General features: G+C 73.9%; 15 protein-coding genes. 7 read left to right on the forward strand and 8 right to left on the reverse strand.

What is annotated here, in order from left to right:
- The first annotated feature begins 40 nt into the window (after positions 1-40).
- The 4 genes from ACIODU_RS31285 (at position 41) to ACIODU_RS31300 (ending at position 7,992) form a co-directional block, all read left to right on the forward strand.
- Complete coding sequence (locus ACIODU_RS31285) at positions 41-3,421, forward strand: FtsX-like permease family protein (RefSeq protein ID WP_401772027.1); 3,381 nt, start codon at positions 41-43, stop codon at positions 3,419-3,421.
- Position 3,422: 1 nt separating this feature from the next.
- Entirely contained in the window at positions 3,423-6,272 is a 2,850-nt protein-coding gene (locus ACIODU_RS31290; RefSeq protein ID WP_401772030.1) for an FtsX-like permease family protein, read from the forward strand.
- Positions 6,269-7,246 (forward strand): ABC transporter ATP-binding protein, encoded by a 978-nt coding sequence (locus tag ACIODU_RS31295; RefSeq protein WP_401772033.1) that lies wholly within the window; start codon positions 6,269-6,271, stop codon positions 7,244-7,246. The genes ACIODU_RS31290 and ACIODU_RS31295 overlap by 4 nt, the downstream gene beginning before the upstream one ends.
- Before the next feature lie 65 nt (positions 7,247-7,311).
- Positions 7,312-7,992 carry an ABC transporter ATP-binding protein gene (locus ACIODU_RS31300; RefSeq protein WP_401772076.1) on the forward strand — a complete coding sequence of 227 codons (681 nt, stop codon included), beginning with the start codon at positions 7,312-7,314 and terminating at the stop codon, positions 7,990-7,992.
- A gap of 242 nt (positions 7,993-8,234) precedes the next feature.
- On the opposite strand, the gene ACIODU_RS31305 is transcribed toward ACIODU_RS31300, so the two are convergent.
- Positions 8,235-9,638: a cytochrome gene (locus ACIODU_RS31305; protein ID WP_401772036.1), complete on the reverse strand. Its 1,404-nt coding sequence runs from the start codon at positions 9,636-9,638 to the stop codon at positions 8,235-8,237.
- A 190-nt stretch (positions 9,639-9,828) separates the two neighbouring features.
- Between ACIODU_RS31305 and ACIODU_RS31310 the strand changes: the two genes are divergently transcribed.
- On the forward strand, positions 9,829-10,449 hold the full coding sequence (locus ACIODU_RS31310) for an L-threonylcarbamoyladenylate synthase (RefSeq protein WP_401772038.1): 621 nt from the start codon (positions 9,829-9,831) through the stop codon (positions 10,447-10,449).
- Between the two features lie 124 nt (positions 10,450-10,573).
- Positions 10,574-10,747: a hypothetical protein gene (locus ACIODU_RS31315; RefSeq protein ID WP_356425321.1), complete on the forward strand. Its 174-nt coding sequence runs from the start codon at positions 10,574-10,576 to the stop codon at positions 10,745-10,747.
- Positions 10,748-10,755: 8 nt separating this feature from the next.
- Here ACIODU_RS31315 and ACIODU_RS31320 read toward each other — a convergent pair whose 3' ends face one another.
- From ACIODU_RS31320 to ACIODU_RS31330, 3 genes are all read right to left on the reverse strand, one after another.
- Positions 10,756-11,586, reverse strand: coding sequence for a lipase family protein (locus tag ACIODU_RS31320; protein ID WP_401772041.1), 831 nt, complete (start codon positions 11,584-11,586; stop codon positions 10,756-10,758).
- Between the two features lie 244 nt (positions 11,587-11,830).
- Positions 11,831-12,544, reverse strand: coding sequence for a 1,4-alpha-glucan branching protein (locus tag ACIODU_RS31325; protein ID WP_401772044.1), 714 nt, complete (start codon positions 12,542-12,544; stop codon positions 11,831-11,833).
- Between the two features lie 39 nt (positions 12,545-12,583).
- Complete coding sequence (locus ACIODU_RS31330) at positions 12,584-13,234, reverse strand: TetR/AcrR family transcriptional regulator (protein WP_401772047.1); 651 nt, start codon at positions 13,232-13,234, stop codon at positions 12,584-12,586.
- A 166-nt stretch (positions 13,235-13,400) separates the two neighbouring features.
- Here ACIODU_RS31330 and ACIODU_RS31335 point away from each other — a divergent pair, with 166 nt between their 5' ends.
- Positions 13,401-14,426 carry an alpha/beta fold hydrolase gene (locus ACIODU_RS31335; RefSeq protein ID WP_401772050.1) on the forward strand — a complete coding sequence of 342 codons (1,026 nt, stop codon included), beginning with the start codon at positions 13,401-13,403 and terminating at the stop codon, positions 14,424-14,426.
- On the opposite strand, the gene ACIODU_RS31340 is transcribed toward ACIODU_RS31335, so the two are convergent.
- From ACIODU_RS31340 to ACIODU_RS31355, 4 genes are all read right to left on the reverse strand, one after another.
- Positions 14,423-14,977 (reverse strand): EF-hand domain-containing protein, encoded by a 555-nt coding sequence (locus ACIODU_RS31340; RefSeq protein WP_401772053.1) that lies wholly within the window; start codon positions 14,975-14,977, stop codon positions 14,423-14,425. The two genes, ACIODU_RS31335 and ACIODU_RS31340, sit on opposite strands and share 4 nt — an antisense overlap.
- 197 nt (positions 14,978-15,174) lie before the next feature.
- Positions 15,175-15,588, reverse strand: coding sequence for a CoA-binding protein (locus ACIODU_RS31345; RefSeq protein WP_356425342.1), 414 nt, complete (start codon positions 15,586-15,588; stop codon positions 15,175-15,177).
- A 78-nt stretch (positions 15,589-15,666) separates the two neighbouring features.
- Positions 15,667-16,713 (reverse strand): sensor histidine kinase, encoded by a 1,047-nt coding sequence (locus tag ACIODU_RS31350; RefSeq protein ID WP_356425303.1) that lies wholly within the window; start codon positions 16,711-16,713, stop codon positions 15,667-15,669.
- Positions 16,710-17,384, reverse strand: a complete 675-nt coding sequence (locus tag ACIODU_RS31355; RefSeq protein WP_356425300.1) for a response regulator transcription factor — start codon at positions 17,382-17,384, stop codon at positions 16,710-16,712. The genes ACIODU_RS31350 and ACIODU_RS31355 overlap by 4 nt, the downstream gene beginning before the upstream one ends.
- Between the last annotated feature and the right edge of the window lie 133 nt (positions 17,385-17,517).

The following is a 17,517-nucleotide window of genomic DNA, read 5'->3' on the forward strand; positions in this document are numbered from 1 at the left end:
GTGTGTCCCCTCCTGGGGACTTAGGAGTGGGTGGGGGCGGGTGACGGGGTTCGTTCTGTTCCGGATCAGGGCGCACCGACTGCTGCTCGCCGCGGCGTTTCTGGCCGTCCTGCTGACCACGTGCGTGCTGACCGCCCTCGTGGCGCTGTCCGGTTCCGTCGGTGACGCCTCGCTGCGGCATGCCCTGGCCCGGGACGAGGGGGCGTCGACCGCGCTGGTCGTCACCGCCCATCTGCCCGAGGAGCGGCTGGACGCGGCGCAGGCGGCCGTGGTGCGCGGGGCGCGGCAGACCTTCGGCGGGCTGCCGACGACGGTGCGCCGGCTGGAGCGTTCGGGTGCGTACGCGCTGCCCCGCGCCCTCCAGGACCCGGCCGGCGACGCCACGTACCCCGATCTGACCCACTTCGCGGCGCTGGACCCGTCCAAGGTCGAGCTGACGGCCGGGACGATGCCCGGTCCCACCCCAGGGACCGCCGCCGCGGCGCGCGCCGGCGCACCCCTGCCCGTCGCCCTCCCCCAGGTCGCCGCCCAGCAGTTGGGGCTGCGGCCCGGCGCGCTGCTCACGCTCACCGACCGGGTGTCCGACAAGACGCTGACCGTACGGCTGACCGGCCTGTACCGGCCCAGGGACCCGAGCGATCCGTACTGGACCCTGGACAGTCTCGATGGCCGCGGTGTGAGCCATCTCGTCTTCACCACGTACGGACCGCTCCTCGCCGATCCGTCCGTGCTGTCGTCGGGCCGCACCAGCCGCGGCGACACGGGCTGGCTCGTGACCGCCGACTTCGCGGGGACGAGCACCGGGGAGATCGGCGCGCTGCGGACGGCGGCCACCGAAGGGGTCGCGGCGCTGGGCAAGGATCCCGCGCTCGTCGGTTCGGTGGACGTACGCGGCGACTTGGCCACGGTCCTCACGCGCGCCGAGCGCGCGCTGCTGGTCTCCCGCTCCACCCTGATGATCGTCGCGCTCCAGCTCGTCCTGCTGGCCGCGTACGCCCTGCTCCTGGTGGCGCGGCTGCTGACCACCGAGCGGACGGCCGAGACCCAACTCCTGCGGGCCCGGGGGGCGTCGAGGGCGCGGCTGGCGGGGCTCGCGTCGCTGGAGGCGCTGCTGCTCTCCCTCCCCGCGGCGGTGGGCGCGCCGCTGCTGGCGGGGCCGCTGGTGCGGCTGATGACCCGGGGGTCCGTCCTCGGCCGGCTGGACCTGACGCTCGACACCGTCCCGCGACCGGACGTCTGGTTCACGGCGTGCCTGGTCGCCGCGTGCTGCGCGGTGGCGGTGCTGGTGCCCGCGCTCGCCGGTTCCGCCGGGGCGCTGGGCCGGGGCCGGGCCGCCTCGCTGCCCGCGCCGGTGCGCGCGGGGGCCGACGTGGGGCTGCTGCTGGTGGCGGCCGTGGCGCTCTGGCAGCTGGCCCGGCGGACGGGCGGCGCCCTCACCGGCGGCCGGGACGGCGACCTCGGCATCGATCCGCTGCTGGTGGCGGCCCCGGCGCTGGCGCTGCTGGCCGGAACCGTCCTCACGCTGCGGCTGCTGCCCCCGGCCGCGCGCCTGGCGGAGCGGCTCGCGGCACGCGGGCGCGGGCTGTCGGCGGCGCTGGCGGGCTGGCAGTTCAGCCGCCGGCTGCTGGGCAGCGCGGGCTCGGTGCTGCTGCTGGTCCTGGCGGTGGCGACGGGGATGCTGGCGATCGGCCAGAACGCCTCCTGGGAATGGTCGCAGCACGACCAGGCGGACTTCGGCACGGGCACGTCGGTCCGGGTCCTGTCCCACCAGACCGTCACGCCCGGGGAGGCCGGACGCTACGCCGGGCTGCCGGGGGTACGGGCGGCGGCGCCCGCCCACCGTACGACCACGGCCCTCTCCGACGGCCGCACCGCCACCGTCCTGGCCCTGGACACCGGCGACGCGCGCGACCGGTTGCTCCTGCGGGAGGACGTGGCGCGGGAGGGGGCCGGGCCTCCGCTCGCACCGCTCCGCCCCCGGGACACACCGCGCCCCGGCATTCCCCTGCCCGCGGACACCCGGCGGCTCACCCTCGAGGTCAGGATCGGCCAGGACGGTACGGGCCGGGCCGGTGCCCGGGCCCGCTTCGCGCCCAGGGTCACGGCCCTCGTCGAGGACGGGTACGGCCTCCACTACCGCCTGCCCGCCGGGGAGGTGTCCGCCGACGGCCGCGTCCGTTCGCTGTCCCTCGACCTGGATCTGGGCCCGGACGCGGGCAGCGGCCCCGAACACGGCTCCTTCCACGGCGCGTTGACCCTGACCGGTCTTCACGTGGACGGACCGGTGCCTCCCGGCGCGCGGAGCGGTCAGCGGCTGGAGGTCGTACGGGTCGGCGTCACGGACCGGGCGGGCGCGGCCCGGACCGTCCCCGTACCGGAGGGACTTCGCTGGAAGGGTTCCGGTACGACGACGCGGGACGCGGTCGCGGGGAAGCCGGTGGCCCTGCGGCCCGCCGCAACCGGTACGACGCCCCTGTCCGTGCCGTACCCGCTGCGTTCGAGCGTGGGCGCGGACACTCCGTACCCGCCGGCCGAGAGCCTGGAGCTGCGCGTCGACGCCGTACGGTCACCCGTCCCCCAGCTGGTCCCGGCCATCGCCACCGACGGGTTCCTGCGGGCGACCGGGGCCGGCGAGGGGCAGCGCGTCGACGTGACCCTGGCGGGCGAGCGGATCCAGGTCAGCCTTCTCCGCGCGGTGCGGCAGCTTCCCACCACCGCTCCGGACGAGGCGGGAGCGTCCTCCGGCGCGAAGGAGCCGTCGGAGGGCGGGAAGAGCGCGGACGGTGGGGCGCTGCTGCTCGATCTCCGTACCGTCAACGAGGTGCTCACGCAGCGGGACGGCGGCTCGCTCGTGCCCAACGAGTGGTGGCTGAGCACGGACCCGGGCGCCGCCGGGCAGGTGGCGAAGGCGCTCCGCGCCGGTCCTGACGTCGACCCGGCGGACGTGCTGGTACGGGACGAGGTCGCCGGCGACCTGTTCGACGACCCGCTGGGCGCCGGGCCCTACGCGGCGCTGCTGGCCGTCGCCGTGGCCGCCGCCGCGCTCGCCGCGGTGGGATTCGCCGTCACGGTGGTGGGCACGCTGCGGGAGCGTTCCGCGGAGCTGGCCGTCCTGCACGCCCTGGGCGCGCCGCGGCGCAAGCTGGTGGTGGCGGTCGCCGCCGAGCACGGTGTATTGGTCGGCATCGCCCTGCTGGTGGGGCTGGTCCTGGGCGCCGCGCTGACCAGGACGGTGGTCCCGCTCATCGTCCTGACGAGCCGTGCCACCGCTCCCCTGCCGCCCGTCCTGGTCGAACTGCCGCTCCCGCAGGTGGCCCTGCTGGTCGCGGGGGTCGCCGCCCTGCCTCTGCTGACCGTCGCGGTCGTCGCCGCCCGCGCGGCCGACCCCGCCGTGACACCGCGCCTCCGGGGGGCGAACTGAGATGACCGGCCGTGCTCGTGACCAGAGGCGGGAGAAGCACCGGGAGGGACACACCGGCGGCCGCCGTGAGCGGCCCGTCGCCCCCTGGGTGCGGACCCGGCTGCGCACCGCGCCGGGAACGGCACTCGTCCTCGGCCTGCTTGTCGTCCTGACCGCGTTCCTCGCCGCCGCCTTCCCCCGCACCGTGGACACGTACGAGACACGCGGCCTGCGGGACGCCGTCGCCGAGGCGTCGCCCGAGCGCCGGGTGCTGGACTTCCGCTCGCCCGAGCGTTCCTTCGAACTCCCCCTGTCCGCACGGGAGGAGAAACTGCGGCCGGGCGGGGTGGACGCCGTACAGCGAGAGGTGTCCGGCCTGCTCGCCGATCCGCTCCGCGCGGACACAAGCCAGTCCGCCCGTGGGGTACGGACCGGCAGGAGCCTGATCGGGAGTGACGCCTGGCTGCCGCGCCACGACGGACTGCCCCCGCAGTTCGCCCTGGCCGCACAGGCCGGACTGGCGGCCCACTCCACCGTGCGCCATGGCCAACTGCCCACCGCTGACGGGCGGGTGACCGCGACGACCAGAACCGTGGAGGCGGCGGTGTCGTCGGCCACGGCGACCACACTGCGCCTCTCCGTCGGTTCGATGGTGCACGTCGGCAGGGCGGGCAGCCCGACCCTCACCGTCCGGATCAGCGGCATCGTCGACCCGGTCCGGCCGTCGGGGAGTTACTGGACGTCGGACAGTCTCCTGCGGACGCCGCACCTCAGCACCACGGGCGCCAAACCGCCGCAGTTCTACTGGGAGGCGGCGCTGTTGCTCGCCCCCGAGGCGGCCCCGGCCCTGCTGGGGACGGCGGGTGAGCCCGAGCGCTACTGGCGGGTGGCGCCGGACACGAGCCGCCTCACCGGACCGCAGGTGGGCGCGCTGTCGGAGCGCATCGCCTCGCTCCAGGACGGACCGGCGCTGTCGCGCCTGAGGTCGGCCGCGGGGACCAACGCGTCCCTGGACACCGACCTGGACGACATCCTCCACGGGTACGCGTCGCTGCGCTCGGCGATCACCCCCGTGGTCGCTGTCGCGGCCGTCGGGATCGGTACGGTCGCCGTGGTGGTCCTGGCGCTGGCCGGCGGCCTGTCCGCACGCCGCCGGCACACCGAACTGGTGCTGGTACGGGCCCGTGGCGGCTCGCTGAGGGGCATCGGCGGCCGGCTGCTGGCCGAGACGGCCGTGGTCACCCTGCCCGCCGCCGCGCTCGGGCTCCTGGTGGCCGTCCTCCTCGTGCCCGGGGGCCGCACGGGCCCCGCCGTGCTCGCCGCGACGGCGGTCGCCGTGGTGGCCTGCGCCGCGCTCCCGCTCCGCGCGGTGCTGGCCCACCGCACCCCGCAGGTGTACGGGGAGCGCGACGACCTCGTGCGCGGCCGGCCGAGCCGTCGCCGTACCGTCGCCGAACTGACCCTGCTGGTCCTGGCCGTCGGCGCGGTCACGGCACTGCGGCAGCGCGGCACGACCGACTCCGGCGACCACCTCGTCAGCGCCGCGCCCGTGCTGATCGGGCTGATCACGGCGACGCTGCTCGTCCGGCTGTACCCGCTGCCGCTGCGCCTGGCCGCCCGCCCGGCGAAGCGCCTGCGCGGCGCGGTCGGGTTCCTGTCCCTGGCGCGGGCCGGCCGCGCTCCGGCGACGGGGACGCTCACCCTGCTCGTGCTCGTCGTCGCGCTGAGCACCGCCGCCTTCGGACAGGCGGTCCTCGCGGGCACGGCGGACGCCCGGGACCGGGCGGCCCTGCTCGCCGTCCGCGCCGACGCGCGGATCTCGTCGCCCAACGACACCCTCGTGGTGCCGGCCGGTACGGAACGTGCGGTCCGGGACGTTCCCGGCGTGCGCTCGGTCGTCGCCGTACGCGCGGAGCACCAGGTGAACGTCGGTACGCGGGCGGGCAGTTCGAGCCCCGTCCACGCGACCCTGGTCGGCGTGGATCCGGAGCCGTACGCGGGGCTGGCGCGCGACACCGACCTGGGCGGCTTCCCCGCCGGCGTGTTGGGCACGGACACCCCGCCCGGCGCGTCCGGGGGCGGGGTCCTGCCGGTGGTCGCCTCCCCGGGCGTCGCCGACGCCCTCGGCCGTACCCCGCGGAGGATCACCACCCTCGTGGGCGTGGTTACGGTACGGGTCGTCGCGGTCCGTTCGCGGACGCCCGCCACGGCGTCCTCGGAGTTCCTGCTCGTCGACCGCGCGGGGTTGCCGCAGCGTGCGGCGACCACGCTGCTGGTCTCCGGCGGCGGCCCGGACGGGACGGCACTGGACGGGAAGGCCCTGCGGGCCGCGGTCCGCGCGTCGGGCGCGGAGCACTCCGTACACCTGCGCGGCGAGATCCGGGCGCGGCTGGTCGACTCGCCGCTCCAGACCGGTGCCAAGCTGATCTACCACGCCTCCATCCTGGCGGGCGGTGGGTACATCGTGGTCGCCCTGCTGCTCTCGCTGGTGCACACCACGCCCGAGCGCGTCTCCCTGCTGGCTCTCCTGCGCACCCTCGGCCTCACGTCCCGGCAGGGGCGGCGGCTGCTCGCGCTGGAGGCCCTGCCGCAGGCGGTGCTCGCCGCCGCGGGCGGCGCGCTCGCGGGCTGGGCGACGATCCTGCTGATCGCGCCCGGGGTCGACGTGACGCGGCTCGCCCTCGCCGCCGCGCCCGGCCTGGCCACCGGCCTCACCGCCGCGGGCGGCGCCGCGCTGCGGCCGGAACCGTGGTCCCTCACGCTCTCCGCGCTGGCCGTGGTGGTGCTCACCGGTACGGTGACGGCGGCGCAGGCCCGGTGGGCGGCCCGCCGGGGATCCGCAGACCGACTCAGGACAGGGGACGCACGATGACCGACACCACGCTCGCGGAGCTGGAGCGGCGCGCGACCGCCCGCCGGGACGCGGTGCGCGACGACCACGACGCGCTGATCGCCTGCGACCGCCTCGTCCGGATCTTCGCCACGGACGGGGTGGAGGTGCAGGCGCTCCAAGGGCTCGATCTCCGGGTCGGGAAAGGCGACTTGATCGCGCTCGTCGGGGCGTCGGGCAGCGGCAAGTCCACCCTGATGAACATCCTCGCGGGCCTGGACGTGCCCACCGCGGGGGCGGCCCGGGTCGGCGGCCACAACCTCCTCGCCATGGACGCCAGGGCGCGGCTGGGCTACCGGCGCGACGTGGTGGGTTTTGTATGGCAGCAGACCGCCCGCAACCTGCTCCCCTATTTGACGGCCTCTCAGAACATCGCCCTGCCGATGCAGTTGCGGGGGCGCTCCCGCGAGAAGGCCGGGCGGGTGGAGTCCCTGCTGTCCATGCTGGAGATCACCGAGTGCCGGGACCGCCGCCCGTACCAGCTGTCCGGCGGCCAGCAGCAGCGGGTGGCCATCGCGGTGGCGCTGGCCAACTCCCCGTCCGTGGTGCTGGCGGACGAGCCGACGGGTGAGCTGGACTCGGCCACCGGTGAGCAGGTCTTCGCCGCGTTCCGCCGGGCCAACGACGAACTCGGCACCACGATCGTCATCGTCACCCACGACCAGGCCGTGGCGAGCGAGGTACGGCGCACGGTCGCCATCCGGGACGGCCGCACCTCCTCCGAGGTGCTGCGCCGCACGGAGGTCGACGCGGAGGGAAGGGAGTCGGTGGTGTCACGGGAGTACGCGATGCTGGACCGCGCGGGACGGCTCCAGCTGCCCGCCGACCACCTCGCCGCGCTGGGGATGAAACACCGGGTCGCACTGGAACTCGAACGGGACCACATCGGTGTGTGGCCGTCCGACGAACCGGAGCAGCGGGCGTCCGGCGACGACACCACTGACGGGGGTATGTGATGGCGGCCGAGGCAATCGATCCGGGCCCCGCCGGCGTTTCGGTGGAGACGGCGGTCCAGGACCCGATGGTGCGGGCCGAGGGGCTGCGCCGCTCGTACGGCACCGGCGAGCACGCCGTACACGCCCTGCGGGGCGTCTCGTTCACGGTCGGGCGTGGCGAACTGGTCGCGCTGAAGGGCCGGTCGGGCTCCGGGAAGACCACCCTGCTCAACCTGATCGGCGGTCTGGACACCCCGGACGACGGGAGTGTCACCGTGGACGGGGTGAGCCTGGCCGGCCTGAACGAGGCGGGGCTGCTGCGGCTGCGCCGCGACCGGATCGGCTTTGTGTTCCAGTCGTTCGGACTCATTCCGATCCTCACGGCGGCCGAGAACGTCGGCATCCCCCTGCGCATCAGCGAGTCGGACCCCCGCGCGCGTGAGGAGCGGGTGGCGCTGCTGCTCTCGCTCGTCGGCCTCGACGGACACGCCGCCCAGCGGCCCGGTGAACTGTCCGGCGGCCAGCAGCAGCGGGTCGCGATCGCCCGCGCCCTGGCCAACCGGCCGGCGCTGCTGATCGCCGACGAGCCGACGGGCCAACTCGACGCGGAGACGGGCATGGTGGTGATGAACCTGATCCGCGCGGTGGTACGGAGCGAGGGCGTGACGGCCCTGGTGGCCACGCACGACGCCCAGTGGCTCGGGCTGGCGGACCGCGTCCTGGAACTGAACGACGGCGATATCACCGAGGAGCACGGCCCCCGGTGACGGGCGCGCGGAACGCCGTACGGGGAGGGAGCCGGTGGTCACCGGCGTTCGCGCCGGGCGGTACGCCCAGGGCCTGTCCGCGAAGTGGGGTCGTCCGCCCGGAGGGCGGGGCTCGCGGCGTCTGGTGCGTGCGATCGCAAGGCGGAGGACCCACCCCGTACCGGACGTACGGGGTGGGTCCGACAACGCCGCGAGCGCGCGTGCCGGGCGCCGCGAGCCAGACCCCACTTTGCGGACACGCCCTAGAACGCGTTCGGGTCCACCGTCCCGGTGACCAGCCCCGCGAGGAACCGCCGCATCAGGGAACCCCGCCGTCTCCGCTCCCCGTCCCCGTCCCTGCCCCGCGTCTCCGCGTCCTCGGTGTCGGCGGGGGGCACCGGCTCGCTCTCCTTGACCTCGTACCGTACGGGCAGCGCGCGCAGCCCCCGTACGAACGGTGAGGAGCGCCAGGGGAGTTGATCCTCCGGTACGGCCAGGTCGAGCCGCGCGAACCTCTCGAACAGGCGCTCAAGCGCCAGCGTCGTGAGGAGGGTGGAGAGTTCACGGGCCGGGCACTGCCGCGGGCCGGCGCCCCAGGACAGGTGGGCGCGGGTGCCGGCCGCCCGGCCCGCCGGGAGGGCGCCCGCGAAGCGCGGGTCGGCGTGGGTGGCGGCCGTGGCGATCCACACCGGTTCGCCCGCGCGGATGACGTACTCGCCCAACCGTTCGTCCTTCAGGGGGAACCGCGGAACGAAGTTGGCCAACGGCGGCTTCCTGAGGGCGACATGGTTGACGGCCTCGCGGATCATTCCGGCGGACAGGCTGGCGCGTGCGCGGCCGTCGCCGGTGATGATCTCGACCACGGCGTTGGTGATGAGGATGCTCGCGTGGTCCGAGATCATCCCCATGAGCATGGTGAGTTCGTGGGCCAGCTCCGACGTGGTCAGGCGGGGGTGCGCGGCGAGCAGGTAGGAGGGGAAGTCCTCGCCCGGCCGGTTCCGCTTCTCCTCGCCCAGCCTTCCCATGGCGGCCAGGACCCGGGCGGACGCGTCGGCCGCGTCCGGTCCCGCGTCGAGGATCCGCCAGATGTCCATGAGCGCCTCGTCGCCCTGGGATCCCGAGGCGCCCAGCAGTTCGCCGGCGACCATCAGGGGCAGCGGGCGCGAGAACTGCGCGGCGAGGTCCGCCGTACCCGAACGGCCCCCGCGTACCAGGATGGTGATGAGTTCGTCCGCCGTCCCGCGAATGTTGTCCCTGAGCCTGCGGGCCTGCGGATGGCCGGGGACCTGGAACGGTTTGAGCGCCGCGTCCCAGGCGGCCCGGTAGCGGGCGTGGTCGGGGCCACCGCGCGCCATCATGTTCTGGGCCGTCAGCGCGGGGGCGACCGGCCAGTCGGCGGGCACGCGGCCCTCGTTGCGGGCCCGCCAGTACTGCATGCCCTTGGGCCAGCGCTCGTCGTTCTGGAGCACGTACAGGGCCTCCGGATAGCCGAGCACCAGCCAGACGGGCACCCCCAGCAGGTCCACGGGGGCCACCGCCCCGTGCCGGCGGCGCAGGCGCTCGTGCACCACGTCCGGGTGGTCCCGGTACTCGCGCCCGAGCAGGGGCTCCGGGCTCAGTGACTCCAGGGTCGGGGCTCCGTCGCCCGTCCCGCCGACTCGTTCCACGTCTGTCTCTCCCACGGTGTTCCCACCAACCCGGTGGGGCCGATGATCACACACTGCTCCGAGGGGAACACGCGGCCAAGCCCGCCGACGTCAAAAGCTTGGCCAACAATCGCGGGAGGGGCCGGTGGGGCGCGGCGACGCGCCCGGCCGGCCGGAGACCGCCCGCGGCGCCGGGCCTTAAGCTCGGCGGATGGCCAAGTACTTCGATGTGAACCCAGAGAACCCCCAGCGGCGCACCATCAGCGGTGTGGCGGACAACATCCGGTCCGGCGCGCTCGTCGCGTACCCCACCGACTCCTGCTACGCCCTGGGATGCCAGCTGGGCAGCCGTGACGGCATCGACCGCATCCGGTCGATCAGGAAGCTCGACGATCGTCACCACTTCACGCTGGTGTGCCAGAACTTCGCGCAACTTGGCCAGTTCGTGCACATCGACAACGACGTGTTCCGCGCGATCAAGGCGGCGACGCCCGGCAGTTACACCTTCATCCTGCCCGCGACGAGGGAGGTGCCGCGTCAGCTGCTGCACCCGAAGAAGAAGACGGTCGGGGTGCGGATCCCCGACCATGTCGTCGCCCAGGCCCTCGTCGCCGAACTGGGTGAGCCGCTGCTGTCCAGCACCCTCCTCCTGCCCGACGAGGAGGAGCCGCTGACGCAGGGCTGGGAGATCAAGGAGCGGCTCGACCATGTGGTGGACGTCGTGATCGACTCGGGCGACTGCGGCACCGAGCCGACGACGGTCATCGACTTCTCGGGCGACGAGATGGAGATCGTACGGCGCGGGGCGGGCGACACGACGCGGTTCGAGTAGCCGGGGGGCGACCACCGGCCGGCCGCCGAGCCGCCACCGGCTTTCACGTCGGCAGGCTTCCCGGGGCCGGAGTCCGGCACACCCCGTTACGGTGGTCCCCCCATCCCATCCGCAGGGGGCAGCCGTGAAAGTGTCGTTCTGGACCGTCCTCGCCGTCCTCCTCGCCGCCCTCGCGGTCGGCAGCTTCGCGTCGGCGGGCCCGGGGACCGGCGGGCCCAGCGAGGTCGGTGACCTGGTCGTCACCGCCGTGCTCGCCGTCGGGGCGTGGGCGAGCTGGAAGATGCGGCGGCGCCGGTGACCGCCTGATCAGGCGGGCGCCTTCGCCAGGTTCTTCTCCAGGTTCTTCAGGTAGGCGCCCATGAAGTGGTCGCGGATCCCGTCCGAGGCGGGGGCCAGGAGGTCGGCGGTCAGGCCCTTGGCCCGGTCGCGCATCCCGGTCAACAGCGGCATCCTGTCGTGCAGTTCGCCGTCGGCGTCGAAGTAGCGGATGGCGTCGACGTGCGTGAACACCGGCTCCGGCGGGACCTGCGGCACGATGTCGTTGTTGTTGACGAACCGGTAGGTGCGGTTCTTGAGCGCGGTGTTGTGCGCGGCGGCGAGCAGGCGGTCGCAGGTCCGGGGCTGCCCGTACGTGTAGATGCCGTGCGGTACGACTCCGGGCCGGTCGAGGCAGAGCCGGGTGCCGGCCAGCATGGCGAGCGCGCCGCCGAGGCTGTGCCCGGTGAACCAGACGCTCTGCCCATCGGCGCGGAACTCGGTGACGGTGTCGCGTACTTCGGGGTAGACCGAGGCGAGCGCCTGGTGGAAGCCGTAGTGCACGAAGCCCTTGCCGCCGGGGCCGGGGACGGGCGGGGTGGTGGTGTCGGAGAGCCAGTCCTTGATCTGCGTCGGCTCGGTGCCCCGGAACGCGACCACCACCATCCGGTCGCTGCCCGCCACGTACGCCTGTGTGTCCTCCAGCGGGAAGGGCAGGGCGTGCGGCGACACGAAGTGCCGGAAGCGGTCGAACCCCCAGGCGGCCGTCTCGTCCCGCGCCGCGTCGGCGTCGCTGTACGCCAGCTCGGCGGCCCTCGCCAGCCAGTACGCGTGCGTGAGGTCGTACCGGGTGACGGAGTGGTCGATGGGGGTGAGGGGCACGGAGCCTCCTGCGACTCGGCGGGGCGGGGCGGTTGATGACGATGATCATCAACCACGCGGGGCGCGCCCGCACCACGCGCCTACACCCGATCGGTCGGCGCGCGGGAGCCCGCCGGGCCGGGGCCGCACGCCCTCCGTCCGCCGCGTGCCGTCTGCCGCCCGCCGCCTGCCGCCTGCCGTCGGGCCTGGCCGATGCCCGGCGCGGCCGTGCGGCCCGCCCTCGCCCGCGTCGTGAGCAGCCGCCTCAGGGCGAGGGCGCCGCGTCGACCACCGCGAAGAGGTCGCGGGCCGTGGTGCCGTCCGGCAGGAGCCACGCGGCGGAGACGTATCCCAGCGGTTGTTCCGCGCGGGCGGCCGCGTCGTCCTCGCCGGGGCGCAGGACGCGGTTCAGGAGGACGGTCAGCCCGGTGTCCGGGACGGGCCGCGCGCCGGCGGAGGGCGCGGCGGCGGTCCGTACGAGAAGACGTGTGCCGTACGTCCCGTCCGTCACCCGCGTGGACCTGATCGGCCCCGGCCTCGGCCCACCGCTCCCCCCGAAGAAGGTGGTGACCGTCGGGTCGGGGGTGTGGCTCACGCTCTGGTCCTGTGCCCGCGCCTCGCCCCTGATGAGGGCGAGCAGTTGGGCGACCACCACCGGGTCATGGGTCCCGTCGTAGACCCAGCGCCGCCCCAGCACCTCGTGCTCGGTGGTGCCGACGAGCGCGTGGTCCGCACCGTCGAGCGGCGCGTCGCGATAGCTGAGCGGGACCTGGTACGAGACCGGCTCGTCGCCGGACCAGTCGGTCACCACGATGAACTCGATGCCCACCGCGCCGTCCGGGTCGTCGAGCCGGAAGCCGCCCACCTTGGCCAGTTCCGCCTCGTCGCCCTTGCCGACGTACCACGGCCGGCCGGGCAGCCACCCGGCGAGCAGCTCCAGCTTGCCGGGTTTCAGTGTGACGTGGTGGATGAGCGCCATGCCTGATCTCGCTTCCCCTGAGCCGCGCGGGCCCCGCGATCATCTCACCGCACCCCGGGTCCTGCCGAACGATTTTTTCCGCGGCCCGTGCGCAGTCGGGGACTCCGCCCGCGCGAGGGTGTCCGCCACGGTGGTGACGGCGATCCGTACGACGGAGCGCAGCTCGGCGTCCGGGGTGCCGGCGCGGCTCAGCACCGCGAGCGACTGGACGACGGCGACGACGAACACGGACAGGTCCTCGATCACCTCGGCGTCGGCGCCGGAGGCCGACAACGCCCCGCGCACGCGCGCCCGTTGCTGTCCGAGCAGAGTCCGGACGCGCTCACGGCTGCTCGCGGTGAGGGTCGCCGACTGGGCGGTCGACTGCGCGACGAGGCAGCCGTCGGGGACGTCCGGGTCGGCGATGCGGTCCAGCACCACACCGAGGAACGCCTCGACGGCGCGCACGGGCTCGTCGGGATGCGCGGCGAGCGCCTGCTCGTAGCGGGCGCCGTAGATCGAGGAGTAGCGGTCGAGGCACTGCCGGAACAAGGCGTCCTTGCCGCCGAAGGTTCCGTAGAGCGATCCGCGGCCCAGGCCGGTGGCGACGCCGAGACGGTCGACGGAGGCGTCCGCGTACCCCTGCTGCCAGAAGACGCGCATCGCCCGGTCCAGGGCCGCGTCGACGTCGAACTGCTTCCGCCCCGCCATGCCGTACCTCCTGATGCGCGTGAACCGCCCCGGCGGCGGCTGTACCGGAGAGCGTACCCGCGTCTTGGAACGATCGGTCAAAGTATCTTGTACCGATCGATCCAACATGTGTACGGTCCCTCTCACGCCCCCCTGGAACTCCACCCCTTCCGGAAAGAGGACCGCCATGCACGCGTCACCCACCCGTCCGCCCGCACCGCAGGGCCCCGGCTCGGTGTCCGGGGTGCCGCACCTCCCGGCGGGTTTCGCCGATACCTTCACCAGCCGGTACGTCGACACGGGCCGGGACGTCGACACCGGCCCGGACGTCGACACGGGCCGCGGCCCCGCCACCGGCCGGCTCCGCCTGCACGCGGTCACCGGCGGCGACGGGCCTCCGCTGCTGCTGCTCGGCGGGTGGCCGCAGACCTGGTACGCCTGGCGCCTCCTGATGCCCGCCCTCGCCCGGGACCACCAGGTCGTCGCGGTCGATCCGCGGGGCGTCGGACTCTCCGACAAGCCCCTGGACGGGTACGACACCGGCACGCTCGCGGCCGACATGGTGGCGCTCATGGCCGCGCTCGGGCACGAGCGTTTCGCGATGGTCGGTCACGACATCGGGATGTGGACCGGCTACGCGCTCGCCGCGGACCACCCCGGCCGGCTCGGCCGGCTGGTGGTCGCCGAGGCCGCCGTCCCGGGCCTGTCCCCGTCACCGCCCCTGTTCGGGAACCGTGAACTGAACGACCGGCTTTGGCACTTCGGCTTCAACCGGCTGGGAGAGCTGAACGAGTTGCTGGTCAGGGGGCGGGAACACGCCTTCTTCTCCCACCAGTTCGCCTCGAAGGCGGCGAGCCCGACGGCCCTGCCGGCCCACGCCGTCCAGGTCTACGTCGACGCCCTCGCGGCCAGTCCCGAGGCGCTGCGGTCCAGTTTCGCGTTCTACCGCGCGCTCGACACGACGATGGAACAGAACAACCGCCGCAAGGAACACCGGTTGACGCTTCCCGTCCTGACGCTCGCCGGAGCGGAGTGCTCGGGCGAGCTGGTCGGGAACACGATGCGGCTGGCCGCCGACCACGTGGAGAGCCTGATCCTGCCCGGCTGCGGCCACTATCCCGCCGAGGAGGCACCGGAGGCCACCCTCGCCGCCCTGACCGCGTTCCTGGAGCCGTACCGGCGGGAGCCTGGACCGTACGAGAAGACGTCCTAGCGCGCGTCCGTGGGGGCGGGGAGGCGGCCGCAGAGTGCGTTGCCCGGTTCCGCCGGATCGTCGCTCATCCAGAACTGGCGCCACAGCAGGGCGAATTCCTCGCGGCTGAGGTGTCCGTCGCCGTTCAGGTCGAGGAGTTCGAAGACGCCGGTCAGGTCCATGGGCCGGCCGTTCCAGGTCTCGACCAGGCGGCGGTGCTCCTCGGGAGAGATCACGCCGTCCCCGTTGGCGTCCACGGCGTCGAAGACGGTCTCGGCGGTCGCGGTGACGTCCGCGACCATCGCGGGCAACTTGTCCACGAGCGCCAGCAGTTCGCCCATGTCGATCGCGCCGTCCCCGTTCGTGTCGCCGGTCTCCAGCAGCGCCGCCCACCACCCCATCAGCAGCGTCTCCACCCGGTCGCGCAGTTCCGTCCCCGGGTCCACGCCCGGGAGGTGGTTCCAGCGGGCGACCAGCGCCCTGAAGTCCCCTTCGCGCAGGTAGCCGTCGCCGTCCGTGTCGAACGCGGCGAACATCGTCCTGAGCTTGCGCTCCTGAAACGTACTGGCCATGAGCGGCCTCCCTCTCGGCGCGGGACAACGGCGGTCCGACCAACTGCTTTTCACCCTAGGCCGAGAAGCGCCTCCGCTCCCACGGGCACATCCACGCGAAGAGTCACCCACAAGTGCGACAATGAGAAAAGGCCACCGCGTGTTCGTGGAGGGACCGCACATCTCTCCAACAACACACGGTGGCCGCCTCAAGACCGTCAGAGCAGTTCCAGCCTGGTGATCTCCCGTCCCGCCGACCGGTCCATCACCATCAGCAGCCCGGCCGCCCGGGTCCTCTCGTACGCGGCCTCGTCCGTGACGTCCAGCTGGAACCAGACCGCCTTCGCGCCGAGCGCCACCGCCTGGTCGGCCACCTCGCCGGCCAGGTCGGAGTTGACGAACACGTTCACCACGTCCACGGGGAACGGGATCTCCGCGAGCGAGGTGTACCCCTGCTCGCCCCCCACCGTCTCGGCCTTGGGGTGCACGGGCACCACCCTCTTGCCGATGCGCCGCAGCTTGTCGGCCACCCGGTAGGCGGCCCGTTCCTCGTTGTTGGACAGGCCGACCACGGCCCAGGTGTCCCCCGTTTCGGTAAGAATGTGTCTTATCGTCTCATCATCGCCATAGATCGTCATGCGGGTTCAACGTCGGTGACGGCGACGGCGTTCCAGGACCGGGCAGGCGAATCCACCGCACGGCGGGCCCGCCTACCGGCGGTGCAGCCTGACGCCGATGCCGCGGATCGGGACCTCCAGGGTGACGGTGGTGCCTTCCCCGGGTGACGAGTGCACGGTGAGGTGCGCGTCCAGGAGGTCGGCGCGCTCGCGCATCGCCGCCACCCCCATGCCTCCGGACACGGTCGTACGGGGCGGGGCGCGGAGGGCCGCCGCGGCGGCGGGCGTCAGGCCGACGCCGTCGTCCGTGACCTTGGTGGAGAGGGAGTGGCTGTCGCTGTCCAGGTCGACGCGGATGCGGGTCGGCCGGGCGTGCTTGACGGCGTTGGTCACCGCCTCCTGCACGATGCGGTAGACGTGGGCCTGCGCCTCGGGGCTGAGTTTCGCGCCGAGTTGGTCCCACCGCGCCCCCACGCGCAGTTCTGCGTCGATGCCGAAGTTGTCCGACGTGCTCCGGCACAGCGCCTCCAGCGCGGGACGCAGGCCGAGTTGGTCGAGGGCGACCGGGCGCAGTTCCGCGATGAGGTGGCGCAACGAGGTGATCTGGTTGCCGACCAGGCGCCGCGCCTGGTCGATGGCCTCCTTCATGGCGCCGGGGCGGCCGCTCGCGGACGCCGAGGTCAGCACGATCTGCACGGCGCCCAGTTCCTGGAGTGTGTCGTCGTGCAGTTCCCGCGCCCAGTGCCGCCGCTCCCGTTCCTCCCCGTCCCGGCGGGCCTGGGTCCACTCGCGGTCGAGGCTGCGGTGGCGCAGGGCGGACCGGCGTCCCATGGCGGCGGCGAACGCGATCAGCGTGAGGGGCACGAGGTGCAGGCCGTTGAGGAGGGGCGCCTCGACGATACGGACCAGGAGCGCGACGGCGATGACGTACGAGATCCCGCCGATGACGGCGAGCCAGGGCCGGCGGGCCTCGGGGCTCAGGACGGCGGCCGCCAGGAAGGACGTGCCGGCGGCGAGGCAGAGCGCGAACTCGACGCTCAGCGAGTGGTGGGCGACCTCGAACGCCAGCGTGATCAGCAGCAGGAACGAACCGGCCGCCTCGACGACCGCGCCGGCCCGTGCCCGTGACAGGCGGATCATGCCAGCAGCCCGCGCTCACGTGCGGCGGTGACCAGGTCCGCCTTGGTCTCGGCGCCCAGCTTCTCCCGGATCCTGGCCCGGTGCGTCTCCACCGTCCGTACCGACACGTGCTCCTGCCGCGCGATCTCCTGGTTGGTGTGACCCCGCGCCAGCAGGGCCAGCACCTCCGCCTCGCGCGCCGTCAGGGCGCCGTCGTCCCCCGCGGCGGGAACGTCCGGACCGGTGACGGCCAGCCGGGCGCCCAGCGAGGGCTGTACGTACGTGTCCCCCGCGCCGACCTGGCGGGCCGCCCCCAGCAGCTCCTCGGCCGCCGCCTCCTTCAGCAGGTAGCCGGTGGCCCCGGCCCGCAGCGCCTCGCGGGCGAACGCGGGATCCTCCTGCATGGTGAGGACCAGGATGCGGGTACGGGGCGAGGCGGCCAGCAGGTCGGGGATCGACCGCAGGCTGGACCGCCTCGCCAGGGTCAGGTCCAGCACGAGGACCGCGGGGCGGTGCCGCTCCACGGCCTCGAAGGTCTCCGGCAGGGTGGCGCTCTCCGCGACGATCTCGAACGCGGGGTCCTGGGCCAGGAGGAGCCGCATGCCCGCGCGGACCACGAGATGGTCGTCGGCGAGCACCACGCTCAGGCGTGGCGAGGTGTCCCCACCGGTGACACGGCCGACGTCGTCCATGCCCCAACCGTAGATCGCGGGACCGCTCCGCGAGAACTCGGCGATCAAGGATGCGGGGAACCCGCACCGGGCCTGCGGCAACCGTGCGGGCCGGCGGGGACGGGACCGCATCCGGTGGTACGGAAGGCGGCAG

It is taken from the genome of Streptomyces sp. NPDC088261 (assembly GCF_044740805.1).
Taxonomy (GTDB): domain Bacteria; phylum Actinomycetota; class Actinomycetes; order Streptomycetales; family Streptomycetaceae; genus Streptomyces.

Excerpts from the sequence above, each read along its gene's own strand:
- ACIODU_RS31290 (WP_401772030.1), top strand. The coding sequence starts at position 3,423 with ATGACCGGCCGTGCTCGTGACCAGAGGCGGGAGAAGCACCGGGAGGGA.
- ACIODU_RS31295 (WP_401772033.1), top strand. The coding sequence starts at position 6,269 with ATGACCGACACCACGCTCGCGGAGCTGGAGCGGCGCGCGACCGCCCGC.
- ACIODU_RS31300 (WP_401772076.1), top strand. The coding sequence starts at position 7,312 with ATGGTGCGGGCCGAGGGGCTGCGCCGCTCGTACGGCACCGGCGAGCAC.
- ACIODU_RS31310 (WP_401772038.1), top strand. The coding sequence starts at position 9,829 with ATGGCCAAGTACTTCGATGTGAACCCAGAGAACCCCCAGCGGCGCACC.
- ACIODU_RS31325 (WP_401772044.1), bottom strand. The coding sequence starts at position 12,544 with ATGGCGCTCATCCACCACGTCACACTGAAACCCGGCAAGCTGGAGCTG.
- ACIODU_RS31330 (WP_401772047.1), bottom strand. The coding sequence starts at position 13,234 with ATGGCGGGGCGGAAGCAGTTCGACGTCGACGCGGCCCTGGACCGGGCG.
- ACIODU_RS31335 (WP_401772050.1), top strand. The coding sequence starts at position 13,401 with ATGCACGCGTCACCCACCCGTCCGCCCGCACCGCAGGGCCCCGGCTCG.
- ACIODU_RS31340 (WP_401772053.1), bottom strand. The coding sequence starts at position 14,977 with ATGGCCAGTACGTTTCAGGAGCGCAAGCTCAGGACGATGTTCGCCGCG.
- ACIODU_RS31350 (WP_356425303.1), bottom strand. The coding sequence starts at position 16,713 with ATGATCCGCCTGTCACGGGCACGGGCCGGCGCGGTCGTCGAGGCGGCC.
- ACIODU_RS31355 (WP_356425300.1), bottom strand. The coding sequence starts at position 17,384 with ATGGACGACGTCGGCCGTGTCACCGGTGGGGACACCTCGCCACGCCTG.